The organism is Citrobacter sp. On2M, assembly GCF_018035235.1.
In the GTDB taxonomy this organism is placed as follows: domain Bacteria; phylum Pseudomonadota; class Gammaproteobacteria; order Enterobacterales; family Enterobacteriaceae; genus Citrobacter; species Citrobacter meridianamericanus.
The window spans coordinates 1,037,294-1,055,134 of sequence record NZ_WPCV01000002.1; the positions used below are offsets into that span (position 1 = coordinate 1,037,294).

Consider the following 17,841-nt stretch of genomic DNA (forward strand, 5'->3'; position numbering starts at 1 on the left):
AATACCAACGTATTGATAACATTTTTAAAAATTAAATATAATTTATAAACAATATTTAATTATTTTTACTTAAGTGTTACCGTTGATGCCGCTCGATTTTCACCTGCATAAAAAGCAAAAAGCGATACTAAAAGTAAGGCATTAACATTATGAAAAAAGTGACTGCCATGCTCTTCACCATGGCCGTAGGACTGAATGTTGTCTCAATGGCGGCAAAAGCGAAAGCGGCGGAAGAGCAGGAAACGGACGTGCTGTTGATTGGCGGCGGCATCATGAGCGCCACGCTGGGAACCTATTTACAGGAGCTGGAGCCGCAATGGTCAATGACCATGGTTGAGCGACTGGACGGGGTAGCGCAGGAAAGCTCAAACGGCTGGAATAACGCCGGAACGGGCCACTCGGCACTGATGGAGTTGAACTACACACCGAAAAAGGCCGACGGTAGCATCAGCATTGAAAAGGCAGTCGAAATTAACGAAGCCTTCCAGATTTCCCGCCAGTTTTGGGCTCATCAGGTCAATAATGGCGTAATGCATGAACCTCGCTCATTTATCACCACCGTTCCGCATATGAGTTTTGTCTGGGGTGACGAGAACGTCAACTTCCTGCGTGCCCGTTACGCTGCACTGCAACAGAGCACGTTATTCCGCGGTATGCGTTATTCTGAAGATCACGCGCAGATTAAAGAGTGGGCGCCGCTGGTCATGGAAGGTCGCGATCCAAAACAAAAAGTTGCGGCAACGCGTACCGAGATTGGTACTGACGTGAACTACGGCGAAATCACGCGCCAGCTGATTGCCTCGTTACAGAAAAAACCTAACTTCGCGTTGCAGCTAAGCACCGAGGTGCGTGGCTTTAAGCGTAATGCTGACAATAGCTGGACCGTGACGGTCGCCGATCTGAAAAATAACGAAGCGGAACACGATATTAAGGCGAAGTTTGTCTTTATCGGTGCCGGTGGTGCTGCCCTGAAGCTGTTGCAGGAAACCGACATTCCGGAAGCGAAAGGCTATGCCGGATTCCCGGTGGGCGGGCAGTTCCTGGTTGCGGATAATCCGGACGTGGTCAATCGCCATCTGGCGAAAGTGTACGGTCAGGCCTCCGTTGGTGCGCCGCCGATGTCCGTGCCGCACATCGATACTCGTATCCTCGATGGTAAACGTGTGGTGCTGTTTGGGCCATTCGCAACATTCTCCACCAAGTTCCTGAAAAACGGTTCCTTGTGGGATCTGCTTAGCTCGACGACTACTTCGAACTTTATGCCGATGGTTAACGTGGGTCTGGATAACTTCGATCTGGTGAAATATCTGCTAAGCCAGGTGATGCTCAGCGACGATGACCGTTTTGCCGCGCTGCAAGAGTACTATCCGCAGGCGAAAAAAGAAGACTGGCGTTTATGGCAGGCAGGCCAGCGTGTGCAGATTATCAAAAGTGATGCGGAGAAGGGCGGCGTTCTGCGCCTGGGTACCGAAGTGGTCAGCGATAAAGAGGGCACCATTGCTGCGCTGCTGGGGGCTTCTCCGGGGGCGTCAACCGCCGCGCCGATCATGCTGCATCTGATGGAAAAAGTGTTTAAAGATAAAGTGGCCAGTCCCGAGTGGCAGGCGAAGCTGAAAACCATTATTCCGTCCTATGGCACGAAGCTGAACGGTAATGTTGAGGCTACGGAACAAGAGCTGCAGTACACCAGTGACGTTCTGGGGCTGAAGTATGATAAGCCGCAGGTCGCTGACGAAGCGCCGAAACCACAGCTCAAACCTCAGGCACAACAGCAGCCTGAGCAAAAAGCTGTCGCGGATATCGCGCTGTAAATAAAATGCCGGATGAGGCGCTACGCCGCCATCCGGCATATTCTCACTTATCGCGCGACTGCGTCCTGAATTTTATCTTCCGCTTTCCAGATGCGGTATTTCACGTCCACGTTTTCCGGGGTGTAGACCACAATCGGCAACTTGCTGTTGTAACGCAGCATACCGTCATCACCCAGATACGCGGTGATGAATTTCTTCTCTTTCTTACCGTCCGGGCAAGCCATCATGGTTGAGATCGGAGACGTAACTTTGTCAAAGACATAGTAGTCATATCCCCAACCTTCCAGCGTTTTGCTGTCCAGTTCTCCGCCCAGGCGGTGTTGGTTGCAGTCAACTTCCAGTGTTTGTCCGATCAGTAGTTCTACTTTGAGAGTAGATTCATCTTTCTCAGGAGTAAGTTGGATAACCTGGCGTTTCATACCCTTTTCCGCTTTAGGATAGGGGGCGACTTTTTCCAGCGGTTGAGCGCTGGTATCGTTACTGGCAGCCCACGCAGAGGTACTGGCAAATGCGGCGAAAAGTACGGCAGGGACAATTGTCTTCATCTTATTGTTCACAGTGTTTCCTTTCTTCTGTCTTATGAACGAGTCTGGATCAGGTTAACATATTTACATAATCTATTAATCTGTATTTACTTATATTTAAGGTGAATTAAATAGTATTTACCTGTCTCTATAGCGATATATTCCAGGAGTTATCCTAATGTTGAGATTTTCAGCTTTTTGCGAAATTCGTTATATATGCTTTTATATAACTCATTGAAATGTGAGCAAAAGCGCATTTTTTCCCGCCAACTCAACACTCCTTTGATCCGGCAACAGCATTTACCCCGATTGGGGTATGCTCCTCTAACACATCCTGAAATATCTTACGGCTAAAAATAATTACTCATAAATAGTGCAGTTTTTTATGTCGTTCAACCCGTCGAGGGAGAGCGTCATTATGGAAGGACAATGTCATGGTTGATTTATCCCGTCGAGGTATGTTGACAGGCAGTTGGCGAAATGCCAACGCGGGGATCCGTCCGCCATGGAGCAAGGAAGACTCCCACTTTCTGGCCCATTGCCTCCGTTGTGACGCCTGCATCCAGGCGTGTGAAACCGACATCCTGCAGCGAGGCCAGGGTGGTTACCCGAGCGTAAATTTCAAACACGGCGAGTGCAGCTTTTGTTATGCCTGCGCAGAAGCCTGTCCCGAATCACTTTTTCTTCCGCGCCACACCAGGGCATGGGATCTGAATTTTACTATCGGGGAAAACTGTCTCGCACACCAGTCCGTTGAATGTCATCGCTGTCAGGATAGCTGTGAACCCATGGCCATAACCTTTCGTCCCACGCTGTCCGGCATTTATCAGCCGCAGCTCGACAATCAGGACTGTAACGGATGTGGCGCATGTGTCGCTATCTGCCCGGTATCAGCCATTAACGCGGAGTACAACCATGGACAATAACTGGCAGGTCTGCAGCCTGGTCGTTCAGGCCAAAAGCCAGCATATCAATGATATCGCCACACAGTTATGTTCCTTTCCCGGTTGCGAAGTTGCCCTCAGCGATATGGAAAGCGGTCAACTGATCGTGGTGGTGGAAGCTGAACACAGCGAAACGTTAATGAAAACTATTGAGTCAGTGCGCAACGTTGCGGGCGTACTGGCGGTGTCGCTGGTTTATCACCAGCAGGATGAGCAAGGTGAGGAAACACCATGAAACTCAGTCGTCGTAGCTTTATGAAAGCTAACGCCGTTGCGGCCGCTGCGGCGGCTGCCGGGTTAAGCGTGCCGGGCGTAGCCCGTGCGGTAGCCGGTCAGCAAGAGGCCATCAAATGGGATAAAGCCCCGTGCCGTTTTTGCGGGACGGGCTGTGGCGTATTGGTCGGGACGCAGCAAGGGCGTGTTGTGGCATGCCAGGGCGACCCGGATGCGCCGGTTAACCGTGGGCTTAATTGTATCAAAGGTTACTTCTTGCCGAAAATCATGTACGGAAAAGACCGTTTAACGCAGCCGATGCTGCGCATGAAGGACGGGAAGTATCACAAAGAGGGCGAGTTCACCCCGATTAGCTGGGACCAGGCTTTTGACGTGATGGAAGAGAAATTCAAAACGTCCATGAAAGAGAAAGGCCCGGAGTCTATCGGTATGTTCGGCTCTGGTCAGTGGACGATTTGGGAAGGTTATGCTGCGGCTAAATTGTTCAAAGCGGGTTTCCGTTCCAATAACATCGACCCGAACGCGCGTCACTGCATGGCGTCAGCGGTAGTCGGCTTTATGCGTACCTTCGGTATGGATGAGCCGATGGGCTGCTATGACGATATCGAGCATGCTGACGCTTTCGTCCTGTGGGGCGCGAATATGGCGGAAATGCATCCGATCCTGTGGTCGCGCATCACCAACCGTCGTTTGTCCGACCCTAACGTTAACGTCGCGGTTCTTTCCACCTTCCAGCACCGCAGCTTTGAGCTGGCGGACAACGGTATGGTCTTCACGCCGCAAACCGATCTGGTGATCCTCAACTACATCGCGAACTACATTATTCAAAACAATGCGATAAATCAGGATTTCTTTAGTAAGCACGTTAACGTGCGTAAAGGCGTAACGGATATCGGCTACGGTCTGCGTCCTACCCATCCGCTGGAAAAAGCGGCGAAAAATCCGGGTTCCGATGCCTCTGAACCGATGAGCTTTGAGGACTACAAAGCTTTCGTTGCCGAGTACACACTCGATAAAACCGCCGAAATGACCGGCGTCCCGAAAGATCAACTGGAACAGTTAGCTCAGCTGTATGCCGATCCGAAGAAAAAAGTCATCTCCTACTGGACGATGGGCTTTAACCAGCATACCCGCGGCGTGTGGGCCAACAACCTGGTCTACAACCTGCACCTGCTGACCGGCAAAATCTCCCAGCCAGGCTGTGGTCCGTTCTCGTTGACCGGCCAGCCTTCCGCCTGCGGTACTGCGCGTGAAGTCGGTACGTTCTCTCACCGTTTGCCTGCGGACATGGTGGTAACGAACGAAAAACACCGCGATATCTGCGAGAAGCACTGGAATATACCGGCGGGGACAATTCCGGCGAAAGTCGGCCTGCATGCCGTGGCGCAAGACCGTGCGCTGAAAGACGGCAAGCTCAATGTCTACTGGACGATGTGTACCAACAACATGCAGGCTGGTCCGAACATCAACGAAGAACGTATGCCGGGCTGGCGCGATCCGCGCAACTTCATCATTGTCTCCGATCCGTATCCGACGGTCAGCGCCCTGTCTGCTGACCTGATCCTGCCGACCGCAATGTGGGTAGAAAAAGAAGGCGCCTACGGTAACGCGGAACGCCGTACACAATTCTGGCGTCAGCAGATTAAAGCGCCGGGCGAATCGAAATCGGATCTGTGGCAACTGGTGCAGTTCTCTCGTCGCTTCAAAACAGAAGAAGTGTGGCCGGAAGAGCTGCTGGCGCAGAAACCGGAACTCCGCGGCAAAACGCTGTATGACGTTCTGTTTGCCACGCCTGCAGTGACGAAATTCCCGGTGGCTGAACTGGCTGACGATCAGCTCAACGATGAGTCCCGTGAGCTGGGCTTCTATCTGCAAAAAGGACTGTTCGAAGAGTACGCATGGTTTGGTCGCGGTCATGGGCACGACCTTGCGCCATTTGACGATTATCACAAAGCGCGCGGCTTACGCTGGCCGGTCGTTGAGGGTAAAGAAACCCAGTGGCGTTACAGCGAGGGCAACGACCCTTATGTAAAAGCGGGCGAAAGCTACAAGTTCTACGGTAAGCCGGACGGCAAAGCGGTCATCTTCGCGCTGCCGTTTGAACCTGCTGCTGAAGCGCCGGATAAAGAATACGACCTGTGGCTGTCTACCGGACGTGTGCTGGAACACTGGCATACCGGCAGCATGACACGCCGTGTGCCTGAACTGCACCGCGCTTTCCCGGAAGCCGTGCTGTTTATCCACCCGCTGGATGCAAAAGCGCGCGATCTGCGCCGTGGCGATAAAGTCAAAGTGGTTTCCCGTCGTGGCGAAGTGATTTCGATAGTTGAAACACGCGGTCGTAACCGTCCGCCGCAGGGGCTGGTGTACATGCCGTTCTTCGATGCCGCACAGCTGGTGAACAACCTGACGCTGGATGCGACAGATCCGCTCTCCAAAGAGACGGATTTCAAGAAGTGCGCCGTGAAACTGGCGAAGGTGTAACGCGTTATGTCCCGGTCAGCTAAACCCCAAAATGGCCGCCGCCGCTTTCTGCGCGATATGGTTCGTGCTGCGGGTGGGCTGGCCGTCGTTGGCGTGGCGCTGGGGTTGCAACAGCAAACCGCACGAGCAACCGGCGTGCGGTTGCGCCCGCCCGGCGCACTGAGCGAGGAGGCGTTCGCCAGCGCCTGCGTGCGCTGCGGACAGTGCGTTCAGGCCTGCCCGTATGACACGTTGAAGTTGGCGACGCTGGCCTCCGGGCTGGCAGCGGGTACGCCGTATTTTGTCGCTCGTGAGATTCCCTGCGAAATGTGTGAGGACATTCCGTGCGCCAAAGTCTGCCCCAGCGGCGCATTGGACAGGGAAATTGCATCCATAGACGATTCACGTATGGGGCTGGCAGTTCTGCTGGATCACGAAAACTGCCTCAACTATCAGGGGTTACGCTGTGACGTTTGTTATCGCGAGTGCCCGAAAATTGATGAGGCTATCACCCTTGAGCTGGACCGCAACATGCGTACCGGCAAGCACGCGCGGTTTATTCCTACCGTGCACAGCGATGCCTGTACCGGCTGCGGGAAATGCGAAAAAGTCTGCGTACTGGAGCAGCCTGCAATAAAAGTGTTGCCGCTGTCGCTGGCGAAAGGGGAGTTAGGACACCATTACCGCTTCGGTTGGCTGGAGGGGAACAATGGCAAATCGTAAACGTGATGCCGGGCGTGAAGCGCAGGCGAAAAAAGGATGGTGGATGAGCCACCGCTGGCTGGTGCTGCGTCGTCTGAGCCAGTTTTTGATCCTGGCGATGTTCCTCAGCGGCCCGTGGCTTGGCGTGTGGATCCTGCATGGCAATTACAGTAGCAGCCTGTTGCTGGATTCCATTCCGTTCACCGACCCACTGATCACCCTGCAAAGCCTGGCCAGCGGACATCTGCCGGCGACGGTGGCGTTAACGGGCGCCATCATCATCACGGTGCTGTATGCCCTGGCGGGTAAGCGACTGTTTTGCAGTTGGGTTTGCCCAATGAACCCGGTTACCGATTTAGCCAGTTGGCTGCGCAGAAGGTTTGACCTGAATCAGTCCGCGACCCTACCGCGCCATATACGGTACGTCCTGCTGGTGGTCATTCTGGTCGGTTCAGCGCTGACTGGTACGCTGCTGTGGGAGTGGATAAACCCGGTTTCTCTGCTGGGACGCAGCCTGGTAATGGGATTCGGTAGCGGAGCGTTGCTGATCCTCGCGCTGTTTTTATTTGATTTACTGGTCGTTGAACACGGCTGGTGCGGGCATCTCTGCCCACTGGGTGCGCTGTATAGCGTAGTGGGAAGTAAAGGTGCATTAACCGTCTCAGCAAAAGAACGTAACAGATGTAACCGCTGTATGGATTGTTTTCATGTTTGCCCGGAACCGCATGTGCTACGTGCGCCGGTGCTGGATGAGCAAAGTCCGGTGCAGGTAACCAGTCGCGATTGCATGGCCTGCGGTCGCTGTGTGGATGTCTGTTCTGAGGATGTTTTTACAATAACAACACGATGGAGTTCGGGAGCGAAATCATGAAAAGCCATGACCTGATTAAAGCGCTGAGTCAATGGATGGCCGCGCTGGCCTTGCTAGTCAGTGGGGCAGTTTGGGCTGCAAATGGAGTGGATCTGAGCCAGTCACCGGAAGTCTCAGGAACGCAGGAAGGGGCGATTCGCATGCCGAAAGAGCAAGTGCGTATGCCGCTGAACTATGTGAATCAGCCGCCGATGATTCCGCACAGCGTTGAAGGATATCAGGTGACGACTAACACTAACCGCTGCCTGCAATGCCACGGTGTGGAAAGCTATCGCACCACCGGTGCGCTGCGCGTCAGTCCTACGCACTTTATGGATAGCGACGGCAAGGTATTGGCTGAAGTCGCGCCGCGTCGTTATTTCTGTCTGCAATGTCACGTTCCGCAGGCTGACGCTGCGCCGATTGTTGAAAATACCTTCACCCCCTCGAAAGGTTACGGGAAATAAGAGGTCATTATGGAAAATTCTAACCGTAAACCAGGCTGGATTAAGCGCGTCTGGCAATGGTGGCGTCGCCCCAGCCGTCTGGCGCTCGGCACGCTGTTGTTAATCGGCTTTGTGGGCGGCATTATTTTCTGGGGCGGCTTTAATACCGGTATGGAAAAGGCCAATACAGAAGAGTTCTGCATTAGCTGTCACGAAATGCGCAATACGGTGTACCAGGAATACATGGAAACCGTACACTACAACAACCGTAGTGGTGTGCGAGCGACTTGCCCTGATTGCCATGTCCCACACGAGTGGGGTCCAAAAATGATCCGTAAGATCAAGGCCAGTAAAGAGCTGTACGCGAAAGCACTGGGGTTAATAGATACACCGCAGAAATTTGAAGATCATCGTTTAACGATGGCGCAAAATGAGTGGCGGCGTATGAAAGATAACAATTCGCAAGAGTGTCGAAACTGTCACAACTTCGAGTTTATGGATTTAACCGCCCAGAAAGGCGTAGCGGCCAAAATGCACGACCAGGCCGTGAAAGACGGGCAAACCTGTATTGACTGCCATAAAGGGATAGCGCACAAACTGCCTGATATGCGCGAAGTCAAACCGGGCTTTTAACAGGATGTAGATAACCAGGTATGCTTGAAGCCAGAGAATTACTTTGCGAGCGGGATGACAGAATACTTTTCAGTGAGTTGTCATTTCGCGTCAACGCAGGGGAATGGGTACAAATTACCGGCAGCAACGGCGCAGGGAAAACCACTCTTCTGCGGTTGCTTACCGGGCTGGCGCGTCCCGATGCAGGGGAGGTTTGCTGGCAAGAGCAACCGCTGCATCATGTGCGGGATAGCTACCACCAACAATTGTTGTGGATCGGACATCAGCCGGGGATAAAAACCCGGCTTTCGGCGTTGGAGAACCTGCGTTTCTTCCACCACGACGGCGACATCGCACAGTGTCTGGCGGCGCTGGCGCAGGCGGGGCTTGCCGGATATGAAGATATTCCGGTGAACCAACTCTCCGCCGGACAACAGCGGCGCGTGGCGCTGGCCCGTTTGTGGCTGACTCGCGCCCGGTTGTGGATCCTCGATGAGCCCTTTACCGCCATTGATGTGAACGGCGTTGAGCGACTGACTCAGCGTATGGCGCAGCATACGGAGCAGGGGGGTATTGTTATTCTCACTACCCACCAACCGCTCAATGTCGAAACCGATAAAGTGCGACGTATTGCGCTGACCAGCGAGAGGACAACGCAATGATGTGGCGAATCTTCCGTTTAGAACTGCAAGTTGCGTTTCGTCATAGTGCGGAAATCGCCAATCCTTTATGGTTCTTCCTGATTGTTATCACGTTGTTCCCTTTGAGCATCGGTCCGGAGCCGCAACTGCTGGCGCGTATTGCACCGGGCATCATCTGGGTTGCGGCACTGCTGGCGTCGTTGCTGGCGCTGGAACGGTTGTTTCGTGATGACTTACAGGATGGCAGCCTTGAGCAACTGATGTTGCTGCCGCTGCCACTGCCGGCAGTAGTTCTGGCGAAGGTGATGGCGCACTGGGTTGTGACCGGTTTGCCTTTGCTCATCCTCTCGCCGTTAGTCGCTCTGCTGCTGGGCATGGATATGTACGGCTGGAAAATTATGGCGTTGACCTTATTACTTGGGACGCCAACGCTGGGCTTTCTCGGCGCACCGGGCGTGGGGTTGACGGTAGGTTTAAAGCGCGGCGGTGTGTTGTTGAGCGTGCTGGTTCTCCCGCTCACCATCCCCTTACTGATTTTTGCGACCGCCGCGATGGATGCGGCTTCCATGCACTTACCGGTTGAAGGGTACATGGCGATTTTGGGCGCGTTGCTGGTAGGCAGCGCCACGCTAAGCCCGTTTGCCACGGCTGCGGCGTTACGGATAAGCGTGCAATAGCGCAGATTAGATGTGCAGGCCGGGCAAGACGCTCAGGCAAAACGGATATTAATTATGGAGTCTGGTGACTGAACTATGTGGAAAACACTTCATCAATTGGCGATGCCCCCTCGGCTCTATCAGATCTGTGGCTGGTTTATTCCGTGGCTGGCGATTGCCAGCGCGGTGGTACTGATTACAGGCTTGATCTGGGGCTTTGGTTTCGCGCCTGCAGATTATCAGCAGGGGCAGAGCTATCGCATTATTTATCTGCACGTTCCGGCGGCAATATGGTCGATGGGAATTTACGCATCAATGGCTGTTGCCGCGTTTGTCGGCCTGGTCTGGCAGATGAAAATGGCCAATCTGGCGTTGGCTGCGATGGCGCCCATTGGTGCAGTGTTCACCTTTATTGCGCTGGTGACGGGTTCCGCATGGGGCAAACCGATGTGGGGAACCTGGTGGGTTTGGGATGCCCGACTCACCTCTGAACTGGTACTGCTGTTTCTCTACGTTGGCGCCATTGCGCTGTGGCATGCGTTTGATGACCGCCGCCTGGCGGGGCGTGCTGCCGGCATTCTGGTGCTGATTGGCGTGGTCAACTTACCGATAATTCACTACTCGGTTGAGTGGTGGAATACGCTGCATCAGGGGTCAACCCGCATGCAGCAGAGCATCGATCCGGCAATGCGCGCGCCGCTGCGTCTGGCTATCGTCGGCTACCTGTTACTGTTTGTCACGCTGGCGCTGATGCGCATGCGTAACCTGATTTTGATGATGGAAAAACGCCGCCCCTGGGTGAGCGAACTGATCTTAAAAAGAGGCCGCCAATGACCCCTGCATTTGCATCATGGAGTGATTTTTTCGCGATGGGCGGTTACGCCTTGTATGTCTGGCTGGCTGTCGCCATGACCCTTATTCCTCTGGTGGCGCTGGTGCTGCATTCTGCATTACAGCATCGCGCAATCTTACGCGGTGTGGCGCAGCAGCGGGCGAGAGAAGCGCGTATGCGTGCGGCGCAAGTGCAACGGGAGGCGGCGTGAATATTCGACGTAAAAATCGGCTATGGATAGCCTGTGCGGTGCTTGCTGGTCTGGCTTTGACCATTTCGCTGGTGCTCTATGCGCTGCGTTCCAATATCGATCTGTTCTATACGCCGGGAGAGATACTCTACGGTAAGCGTGAAACCCAGCAGATGCCTGAAGTCGGTCAGCGCCTGCGCGTGGGCGGTATGGTTATGCCCGGCAGCGTAAAGCGCGATCCGCAGTCATTGAAAGTGAATTTCAGCATCTATGACGCCGAAGGTGTGGTGGATGTAACCTATGAAGGTATTCTGCCGGACCTGTTCCGTGAAGGGCAGGGCGTCGTCGTTCAGGGCGAGCTGGACGGGGGAAATCATGTGCAGGCCAAAGAGGTTCTGGCCAAACATGATGAAAACTACACCCCGCCGGAAGTCGAAAAAGCGATGCAGGAAAACCATCGTCGTCCGGAAAGTGTCTATAAGGATAAAACGTCATGATGCCTGAAATTGGCAACGCGCTGTTATGCCTTGCACTTGGCGTTGCATTACTGCTGTCGGTCTATCCGCTTTGGGGCGTAGCGCGCGGCGATGTACGGATGATGGCTTCCGCGCGGCCCTTTGCCTGGGTGTTATTTATCTGTGTGATGGGGGCGTTCCTGATTCTGGTCAACGCCTTCGTGGTTAATGACTTTACCGTCACCTACGTCGCAAGCAACTCCAATACCCAGCTTCCGGTCTGGTATCGGGTGGCGGCGACGTGGGGCGCGCATGAGGGCTCGCTGCTGCTGTGGGTGCTGCTGATGAGTGGCTGGACGTTCGCCGTCGCGGCGTTCAGCCAGCGCATGCCGCTGGATATCGTCGCCCGCGTGTTGGCGGTGATGGGGATGGTCAGCGTCGGCTTCCTGTTGTTTATCCTGTTTACCTCCAACCCGTTTGCCCGCACGCTGCCTAACTTTCCTATTGAAGGGCGCGATCTGAACCCGCTGTTGCAGGATCCGGGGCTTATTTTCCACCCGCCGTTGCTGTACATGGGGTATGTCGGTTTCTCCGTGGCATTTGCTTTTGCCATTGCCGCGTTGATGAGTGGACGACTGGACAGCACCTTCGCCCGTTTTTCGCGTCCGTGGACGCTGGCGGCGTGGGTCTTTTTGACGCTGGGCATTGTGCTCGGTTCTGCCTGGGCCTATTACGAGCTGGGTTGGGGCGGCTGGTGGTTCTGGGATCCGGTCGAAAACGCCTCGTTTATGCCATGGCTGGTGGGAACGGCGCTGATGCACTCGTTGTCGGTGACAGAACAGCGCGCCAGCTTTAAAGCATGGACGCTGCTGCTGTCAATCTGCGCCTTCTCGCTTTGCCTGTTAGGAACTTTCCTTGTGCGCTCTGGCGTGTTGGTGTCGGTTCATGCCTTCGCTTCCGATCCGTCGCGCGGTATGTTCATTCTGGCCTTCATGGTGCTGGTGATTGGTGGCTCCCTGCTGCTGTTTGCCGTGCGCGGTCACAAGGTTCGCTCGCGGGTTAATAACGCACTGTGGTCACGTGAATCGCTGCTGCTGGGGAATAACGTTCTGCTGATTGCCGCCATGCTGGTGGTGCTACTGGGCACATTGCTGCCGCTGGTGCACAAACAGCTTGGGTTGGGCAGTATTTCGATTGGCGAGCCGTTCTTCAACACAATGTTCACCTGGCTAATGGCGCCGTTCGCGCTGTTGCTGGGGATTGGACCATTAGTGCGCTGGGGGCGTGACCGACCGCGTAAGCTGAAAACACTATTGCTTGTCGCGTTTGTCACCACGCTTGTCCTGTCGCTGCTGTTGCCGTGGCTGTTTGAGGATCGCATTGCGGCGATGACCGTCGTGGGCCTGGCGATGGCGTGCTGGATTTTTGTACTGGCGATGGCCGAAGCGTTCCTGCGTATTTCCCGCGGAACGAAGTTAACACCAAGCTATTGGGGCATGGTGTTGGGTCACGTAGGGTTGGCGATCACCATTGTCGGTATTGCCTTTAGCCAGAACTACAGCGTTGAACGTGATGTGCGTATGAAGGCGGGTGATAGCGTCAGTATCCATAACTATCAGTTTACGTTCCGCGAAGTGAGAGATATTACCGGACCAAACTACCGGGGGGGCGTTGCCATTATTGGCGTCACTCGTGATGGTAAACCGGAAGCCACGCTGCATGCGGAAAAACGCTTCTATAACAGCACCAGTTCGATGATGACTGAAGCGGCAATTGACGGCGGATTCACACGTGACCTTTACGCTGCGTTGGGCGAAGAACTGGATAACGGCGCCTGGGCTGTACGTCTGTATTATAAACCGTTTATTCGCTGGATTTGGGCCGGAGGATTGCTGATGGCGCTGGGTGGGTTGTTCTGCCTGTTTGATCCACGCTATCGCCAGCGCACGCGTCCTCGCGCTGCGGTGCAAAAAAATGCGTCGGAGGCTGTATGAAGCGCAACGCACTGTTAATCCCGTTTATTATTTTTCTCATTATTGCTGCGGCGCTGCTGTGGCAGTTAGCGCGCAACGCGCAAGGCGACGACCCCACGAATCTGGAATCGGCGCTGATTGGCAAACCGGTTCCAACATTCCGCCTCGAATCGCTGGAAAATCCGGGTCAGCATTATCAGGCCGATGTGCTGACGCAGGGTAAACCGGTATTGCTGAACGTCTGGGCGACCTGGTGTCCGACCTGTCGCGCAGAGCATCAGTATCTGAATCAGCTGTCTGCGCAGGGCGTGCGGGTGGTGGGTCTGAACTATAAAGACGATCGCCAGAAAGCTATTGTCTGGCTGAAAGAGCTGGGCAATCCATATGCGCTGAGCCTGTTTGACGGCGATGGGATGCTTGGCCTGGATCTTGGTGTGTACGGCGCGCCGGAGACGTTTCTGATCGACGGGAAAGGCATTATTCGCTACCGCCATGCTGGTGATTTAAACGCCAGGGTATGGGAACGCGAGCTCAAACCGTTGTGGGATAAGTACAGTAAGGAGGCTGCGCAATGAGAGTTTTACTGGGCCTGCTAATGCTGGTTATCTCGGGATCCGCTCTGGCGACTATTGACGTGATGCAGTTTAAGGACGAAGCGCAGGAGCAGCAGTTCCGCCAGCTTACCGAACAACTGCGTTGTCCTAAATGTCAGAACAACAGCATTGCTGATTCTAACTCAATGATTGCCACTGACCTGCGCCAGAAAGTGTACGAACTGATGCAGGAAGGAAAAAGCCAGAAAGAAATTGTTGATTACATGGTGGCGCGTTACGGCAACTTCGTCACTTACGATCCGCCATTGACGCCGCTTACCGTGCTGCTGTGGGTAATGCCGGTGGTAGCCATTGGTCTGGGAGGCTGGATTATTTTCGCTCGTACCCGCCGACGCGTTCGGGTGAAACAGGAGGCGTTTCCTGACGACGTTATCCCGGATGGCAAGCGCGGTGGATTCGGGTTGTTTGTGCCTGGCATCGTGGTGGCGCTGGGGGTTGGCGCAGTGAGCTATTACGAAACCGGCAACTACAAGCAGGTTCAGGTCTGGCAACAGGCCACCGCTCAGGCTCCGGCGCTGCTGGAGCGGGCGTTGGATCCAAAAGCTGATCCGCTCAATGAAGAAGATATGACACGTCTGGCGCTGGGTCTGCGCACTCGCTTACAAGCCGATCCTGCCAACGTTGAAGGTTGGATCATGCTTGGGCGCATTGGCATGGTACTTGGTAACGCCAGTACGGCCACTGAAGCCTATGCCAATGCTTATCGACTGGATCCGAAAAACAGCGATGCTGCGCTGGGCTATGCGGAAGCGCTGACCCGTTCTTCCGATCCTGACGATAACCGTCGGGGAGGGGAGCTGCTACGCCAGTTGGTACGCGGCGAACATGCCAACGTGCGGGTTCTCAGCATGTACGCGTTTAACGCTTTTGAACAGCAGCGCTTTGGCGAGGCGGTTGCGGCGTGGGAGATGATGCTGAAATTATTACCCGCCAACGATACTCGTCGGGCGGTGATAGAACGCAGCATTAAGCAGGCGATGGAACAGCTAACGCCGCAGGAGAAGTAAGATTGGAAGATGCCGGATGGCGACGCAAAGCGTCTTATCCGGCCTACTAATGCACGTGACTTGTAGGCCCGATAAGCGTAGCGCCATCGGGCAATATCTGATTACTGCATGCCGCGCGTTTGTAAAAACAGGATGGTGGCAGCTACACGAGAACGCACGTTGAGTTTGCGCAGCAGATTGCGAATATGCACCTTCACCGTCTGTTCAGAAATATTCAGCACTGATGCAATCTGTTTGTTCGACAGCCCCTGAGCCAGTTCATGTAACACATCCAGTTCGCGTTCGGTGAGAATGCTGAATGGATCTTCCTGGGCACCAAACAGGTCGCGCTCACGCAAATATTCGCTAACGCGGGTACTAAAGGCTTTACCGCCTTTGGCGCCGCTGCGAATGGCCTCCAGCAGAACTTCAGGATCGCTGTCTTTAAGTAAATAACCATCCGCGCCGGCATCAATTAAGGCATACACATCGCTGGCGGCATCCGAAACGGTAAGAATAATAATTTGCGCGGTGACGCCGTCCCGACGCAGCGCATTCAGGGTATCCAGCCCGCTCATCCCTTTCATATTGAGATCCAGCAGGATCACATCAAGGTCAAGGCGATTTGCCAGATCGATAGCACTGGCACCGTCACCCGCTTCCGCGACTACGTTAAAGGCGGGATCAAGTTGCAATAATTGACTAATTCCCCGCCGCATCAGTGGGTGGTCGTCGACAATCAGCACCCGAAAAGGCGTTGCTTCAGGCATACTATTCTCCTGAGTTTTTATTAGTATCATTATTGTTTTCAGCGCATCAATCGTCCAGATTCATCGCGCTGATAAGAGGATAAATTTTACCCCAATTTGTGCATGGGTAAGTAGTAAAACCTGTGCAGAAAAGGGTGGGAATGCTGAATAATGGACATAAAAAAACCAACCCGAGGGTTGGTTTTTTTGGGGATTTTTGGTCGGCACGAGAGGATTTGAACCTCCGACCCCCGACACCCCATGACGGTGCGCTACCAGGCTGCGCTACGTGCCGACGCTATGGCTGCTAATACTACTGCTTTCCGCTACGAATGCAAGAGGATGTCTCGCTAACTGATTTATAATTAATCAGTTAGCGATAAATCGCTTCTCATCCGTCAGAACCTGTAACAGCAGACTTAGCTGCGGTTTCTGATCTTTTATTTTCTCGCCGCGTAAATTATAGGTCTGATAATTACCGTTGTTGTTCAGCACCAGCGTCATCTCGGGTGTGGTAACGGCCATCGTGCTGCCGTCGGCGGCAGTAACCCAGTAATGGCGGCGGGTTGCATTGAACAGATCCTGCCCCTGTGAGTATTCGTTAGCAGGTGTACTGACGTGCAACAGGCGCTGCATTAGCGTTGTCATCAGGTCTGTATGATCGGTCAGACTATTGATGCGCTGGGCAGGCGTTCCCGGCCAGTGAATAACCAGAGGAACCTGCAGATGACCGCGTGACCAGGCAAAGTTGTTCTCTTCCTGCGTCAGCGGCACGCCCCGACCTGCGGTAATAATCACCACCGTGTTATCCAGTTTACCTGAGTCGCGCAGGGCGCTAATAACGCGGTTGATGTTGGCATCCACATCCTGAGCGGCGCTGGCATAACGTTTGGCAAAATTCTTCTGGTTGCTGTCATCAAGGTTCGTCCCGTTAAAGGAGACCCACGAGAACCAGCGGTTATCTTCCTGCGCGTAGCGTCCCAGCCAGTTAATCCACTGGCTTGCGGTTTGTTCGTCAGATTGCGTTTGCACGCTTGGCATGGAGAAATCTGACAGCAGCGCCTGGCGATATAGCGGGCTGGTAAAGCCGTCCGAGGAGAATAGCCCTAACTGATAACCCTGCTGGTTCAGCGCGGAAATCAACGCCGCAGGCGTTCGGGTCGATAAAATGCCGTCCATGTAGCTTGGCGATACACCATAGAACAGGCCAAAAATCCCGTTATCCGTGGTGTTGCCAGTGCTCATGTGACGCGTAAAGGAGATATTCTGCCCGGCGAATTCAGCCAGCGCAGGCATCTGCTTTTCAAAGCGTGAATAGTTCAGGCCGTCGACGGTGATCAGCAGGACGTTCTGGCCGGTGCCCATATCGCGATAGCGCAGTTCGCTGAGCGGGTACTGTACGGATACTGCTTCCGGATTCCCCTGCTCGATCAGGCGACGCTGGTACTCTTGCGCATCCAGCAGACCATGTTTTTCCAGGAACTTACGTGCCGTCATCGGATAGGAGAGCGGCAGGTTTGCGCGCTGCATGGTAATCGGGCGATAGAAATTGGCATCCGCCCAGATATACACCACGTGCGAGGCGATAAAGCAAATGAAGAAAAATGCGGCTAACGGTTTGGCAAAATGGCGACGACGCGTCAGGCTACGTAGCTTTTGCCAGCTCCAGGTCGCAAAGAGCATTTCAATTAACAGAATCACTGGCACACTGATAAACATCAGTTGCCAGTCACGCGCAGCTTCATTCTGGTCAGGGTTGATGACCAGTTCCCAGACGATCGGGTTGAGGTGCAGATGGAAGCGGGTGAAAACTTCGCTGTCGATGAGCAACAGCGTCATGCCAGCCGTCGCCAGAATCGCTGACAAGAATCGCATCAGCCTCTGGGACATGACGATAAACGTCAGGGGAAACAGAATCAACAGATAGGCGGCAAAGACCAGAAAACTAAAATGTCCGACCAGGCTTACATAGGAATAAATGCGACCTGCAAGCGTTGTCGGCCAGTCGGCGACAAACAGGTAACGGCTACCGAGTACCACGGCCAACAGAATGTTGAACAAGGCAAACCAGTGCCCCCAGCTAACCATCTGGGAGACTTTCTCACGGTAGCGCTGACGATGAGTTACCATAAACTGTTGTTCGTTTCCCCGGAGCAGGC

The 17,841-nt window shown here is 54.1% G+C and carries 19 protein-coding genes and 1 tRNA gene; 16 read left to right on the forward strand and 4 right to left on the reverse strand.

All coding sequences use genetic code 11. The annotated features are described in order from the left end of the window. Positions 1–149: 149 nt before the first annotated feature. The gene (gene mqo / locus On2M_RS07045) at positions 150–1,811 is read left to right on the forward strand and encodes a malate dehydrogenase (quinone) (protein ID WP_151219881.1); all 1,662 of its coding nucleotides are present in this window, start codon (positions 150–152) and stop codon (positions 1,809–1,811) included. 47 nt (positions 1,812–1,858) lie between these two features. Here mqo and eco read toward each other — a convergent pair whose 3' ends face one another. After that, positions 1,859–2,356: a serine protease inhibitor ecotin gene (gene eco / locus On2M_RS07050; protein WP_187253580.1), complete on the reverse strand. Its 498-nt coding sequence runs from the start codon at positions 2,354–2,356 to the stop codon at positions 1,859–1,861. A 413-nt stretch (positions 2,357–2,769) separates the two neighbouring features. Here eco and napF point away from each other — a divergent pair, with 413 nt between their 5' ends. The 15 genes from napF (at position 2,770) to On2M_RS07125 (ending at position 14,954) form a co-directional block, all read left to right on the forward strand. Continuing rightward, positions 2,770–3,261, forward strand: coding sequence for a ferredoxin-type protein NapF (napF, locus tag On2M_RS07055; RefSeq protein ID WP_187253433.1), 492 nt, complete (start codon positions 2,770–2,772; stop codon positions 3,259–3,261). Beyond that, positions 3,251–3,514 carry a chaperone NapD gene (napD, locus tag On2M_RS07060; protein ID WP_210904548.1) on the forward strand — a complete coding sequence of 88 codons (264 nt, stop codon included), beginning with the start codon at positions 3,251–3,253 and terminating at the stop codon, positions 3,512–3,514. The genes napF and napD overlap by 11 nt, the downstream gene beginning before the upstream one ends. Further along, positions 3,511–5,997 (forward strand): nitrate reductase catalytic subunit NapA, encoded by a 2,487-nt coding sequence (gene napA / locus On2M_RS07065; RefSeq protein ID WP_151219878.1) that lies wholly within the window; start codon positions 3,511–3,513, stop codon positions 5,995–5,997. Before napD ends, napA begins: the two co-directional genes overlap by 4 nt. Before the next feature lie 6 nt (positions 5,998–6,003). Continuing rightward, positions 6,004–6,699 carry a ferredoxin-type protein NapG gene (gene napG, locus On2M_RS07070; RefSeq protein WP_151219877.1) on the forward strand — a complete coding sequence of 232 codons (696 nt, stop codon included), beginning with the start codon at positions 6,004–6,006 and terminating at the stop codon, positions 6,697–6,699. After that, complete coding sequence (napH, locus tag On2M_RS07075; RefSeq protein ID WP_210904549.1) at positions 6,686–7,549, forward strand: quinol dehydrogenase ferredoxin subunit NapH; 864 nt, start codon at positions 6,686–6,688, stop codon at positions 7,547–7,549. The genes napG and napH overlap by 14 nt, the downstream gene beginning before the upstream one ends. Then, positions 7,546–7,995: a nitrate reductase cytochrome c-type subunit gene (napB, locus tag On2M_RS07080; protein WP_151219875.1), complete on the forward strand. Its 450-nt coding sequence runs from the start codon at positions 7,546–7,548 to the stop codon at positions 7,993–7,995. Before napH ends, napB begins: the two co-directional genes overlap by 4 nt. A gap of 9 nt (positions 7,996–8,004) precedes the next feature. Then, the gene (gene napC, locus On2M_RS07085; RefSeq protein ID WP_003027548.1) at positions 8,005–8,607 is read left to right on the forward strand and encodes a cytochrome c-type protein NapC; all 603 of its coding nucleotides are present in this window, start codon (positions 8,005–8,007) and stop codon (positions 8,605–8,607) included. Positions 8,608–8,627: 20 nt separating this feature from the next. Next, positions 8,628–9,248, forward strand: coding sequence for a cytochrome c biogenesis heme-transporting ATPase CcmA (ccmA, locus tag On2M_RS07090; protein ID WP_151219874.1), 621 nt, complete (start codon positions 8,628–8,630; stop codon positions 9,246–9,248). Further along, entirely contained in the window at positions 9,245–9,904 is a 660-nt protein-coding gene (gene ccmB / locus On2M_RS07095) for a heme exporter protein CcmB (protein ID WP_151219873.1), read from the forward strand. The genes ccmA and ccmB overlap by 4 nt, the downstream gene beginning before the upstream one ends. 75 nt (positions 9,905–9,979) lie before the next feature. Beyond that, positions 9,980–10,717, forward strand: coding sequence for a heme ABC transporter permease (locus On2M_RS07100; protein WP_151224740.1), 738 nt, complete (start codon positions 9,980–9,982; stop codon positions 10,715–10,717). Beyond that, positions 10,714–10,926: a heme exporter protein CcmD gene (gene ccmD, locus On2M_RS07105; RefSeq protein ID WP_151219871.1), complete on the forward strand. Its 213-nt coding sequence runs from the start codon at positions 10,714–10,716 to the stop codon at positions 10,924–10,926. The genes On2M_RS07100 and ccmD overlap by 4 nt, the downstream gene beginning before the upstream one ends. Next, entirely contained in the window at positions 10,923–11,402 is a 480-nt protein-coding gene (gene ccmE / locus On2M_RS07110; RefSeq protein WP_016153767.1) for a cytochrome c maturation protein CcmE, read from the forward strand. The genes ccmD and ccmE overlap by 4 nt, the downstream gene beginning before the upstream one ends. Continuing rightward, a complete protein-coding gene (locus On2M_RS07115; RefSeq protein ID WP_187253428.1) occupies positions 11,399–13,354 on the forward strand; it encodes a heme lyase CcmF/NrfE family subunit in 1,956 nt (651 codons plus the stop codon). Before ccmE ends, On2M_RS07115 begins: the two co-directional genes overlap by 4 nt. After that, entirely contained in the window at positions 13,351–13,908 is a 558-nt protein-coding gene (gene dsbE / locus On2M_RS07120; protein ID WP_210904550.1) for a thiol:disulfide interchange protein DsbE, read from the forward strand. Before On2M_RS07115 ends, dsbE begins: the two co-directional genes overlap by 4 nt. Further along, positions 13,905–14,954 (forward strand): cytochrome c-type biogenesis protein CcmH, encoded by a 1,050-nt coding sequence (locus On2M_RS07125; protein ID WP_151219869.1) that lies wholly within the window; start codon positions 13,905–13,907, stop codon positions 14,952–14,954. Before dsbE ends, On2M_RS07125 begins: the two co-directional genes overlap by 4 nt. 101 nt (positions 14,955–15,055) lie before the next feature. On the opposite strand, the gene narP is transcribed toward On2M_RS07125, so the two are convergent. From narP to yejM, 3 genes are all read right to left on the reverse strand, one after another. Next, the gene (gene narP / locus On2M_RS07130; protein ID WP_016153764.1) at positions 15,056–15,703 is read right to left on the reverse strand and encodes a nitrate/nitrite response regulator protein NarP; all 648 of its coding nucleotides are present in this window, start codon (positions 15,701–15,703) and stop codon (positions 15,056–15,058) included. A gap of 197 nt (positions 15,704–15,900) precedes the next feature. Next, positions 15,901–15,977: transfer RNA gene (locus On2M_RS07135), tRNA-Pro, on the reverse strand. A gap of 74 nt (positions 15,978–16,051) precedes the next feature. After that, on the reverse strand, positions 16,052–17,812 hold the full coding sequence (yejM, locus tag On2M_RS07140) for an LPS biosynthesis-modulating metalloenzyme YejM (RefSeq protein WP_151219868.1): 1,761 nt from the start codon (positions 17,810–17,812) through the stop codon (positions 16,052–16,054). Between the last annotated feature and the right edge of the window lie 29 nt (positions 17,813–17,841).

Coding starts and splice junctions, on each gene's coding strand:
- napB (WP_151219875.1), top strand. CDS start 7,546: ATGAAAAGCCATGACCTGATTAAAGCGCTGAGTCAATGGATGGCCGCG.
- napH (WP_210904549.1), top strand. CDS start 6,686: ATGGCAAATCGTAAACGTGATGCCGGGCGTGAAGCGCAGGCGAAAAAA.
- yejM (WP_151219868.1), bottom strand. CDS start 17,812: ATGGTAACTCATCGTCAGCGCTACCGTGAGAAAGTCTCCCAGATGGTT.
- napD (WP_210904548.1), top strand. CDS start 3,251: ATGGACAATAACTGGCAGGTCTGCAGCCTGGTCGTTCAGGCCAAAAGC.
- napC (WP_003027548.1), top strand. CDS start 8,005: ATGGAAAATTCTAACCGTAAACCAGGCTGGATTAAGCGCGTCTGGCAA.
- eco (WP_187253580.1), bottom strand. CDS start 2,356: ATGAAGACAATTGTCCCTGCCGTACTTTTCGCCGCATTTGCCAGTACC.
- napG (WP_151219877.1), top strand. CDS start 6,004: ATGTCCCGGTCAGCTAAACCCCAAAATGGCCGCCGCCGCTTTCTGCGC.
- On2M_RS07125 (WP_151219869.1), top strand. CDS start 13,905: ATGAGAGTTTTACTGGGCCTGCTAATGCTGGTTATCTCGGGATCCGCT.
- napF (WP_187253433.1), top strand. CDS start 2,770: ATGGTTGATTTATCCCGTCGAGGTATGTTGACAGGCAGTTGGCGAAAT.
- ccmD (WP_151219871.1), top strand. CDS start 10,714: ATGACCCCTGCATTTGCATCATGGAGTGATTTTTTCGCGATGGGCGGT.
- ccmA (WP_151219874.1), top strand. CDS start 8,628: ATGCTTGAAGCCAGAGAATTACTTTGCGAGCGGGATGACAGAATACTT.
- narP (WP_016153764.1), bottom strand. CDS start 15,703: ATGCCTGAAGCAACGCCTTTTCGGGTGCTGATTGTCGACGACCACCCA.
- napA (WP_151219878.1), top strand. CDS start 3,511: ATGAAACTCAGTCGTCGTAGCTTTATGAAAGCTAACGCCGTTGCGGCC.
- ccmB (WP_151219873.1), top strand. CDS start 9,245: ATGATGTGGCGAATCTTCCGTTTAGAACTGCAAGTTGCGTTTCGTCAT.
- On2M_RS07115 (WP_187253428.1), top strand. CDS start 11,399: ATGATGCCTGAAATTGGCAACGCGCTGTTATGCCTTGCACTTGGCGTT.
- mqo (WP_151219881.1), top strand. CDS start 150: ATGAAAAAAGTGACTGCCATGCTCTTCACCATGGCCGTAGGACTGAAT.
- On2M_RS07100 (WP_151224740.1), top strand. CDS start 9,980: ATGTGGAAAACACTTCATCAATTGGCGATGCCCCCTCGGCTCTATCAG.
- dsbE (WP_210904550.1), top strand. CDS start 13,351: ATGAAGCGCAACGCACTGTTAATCCCGTTTATTATTTTTCTCATTATT.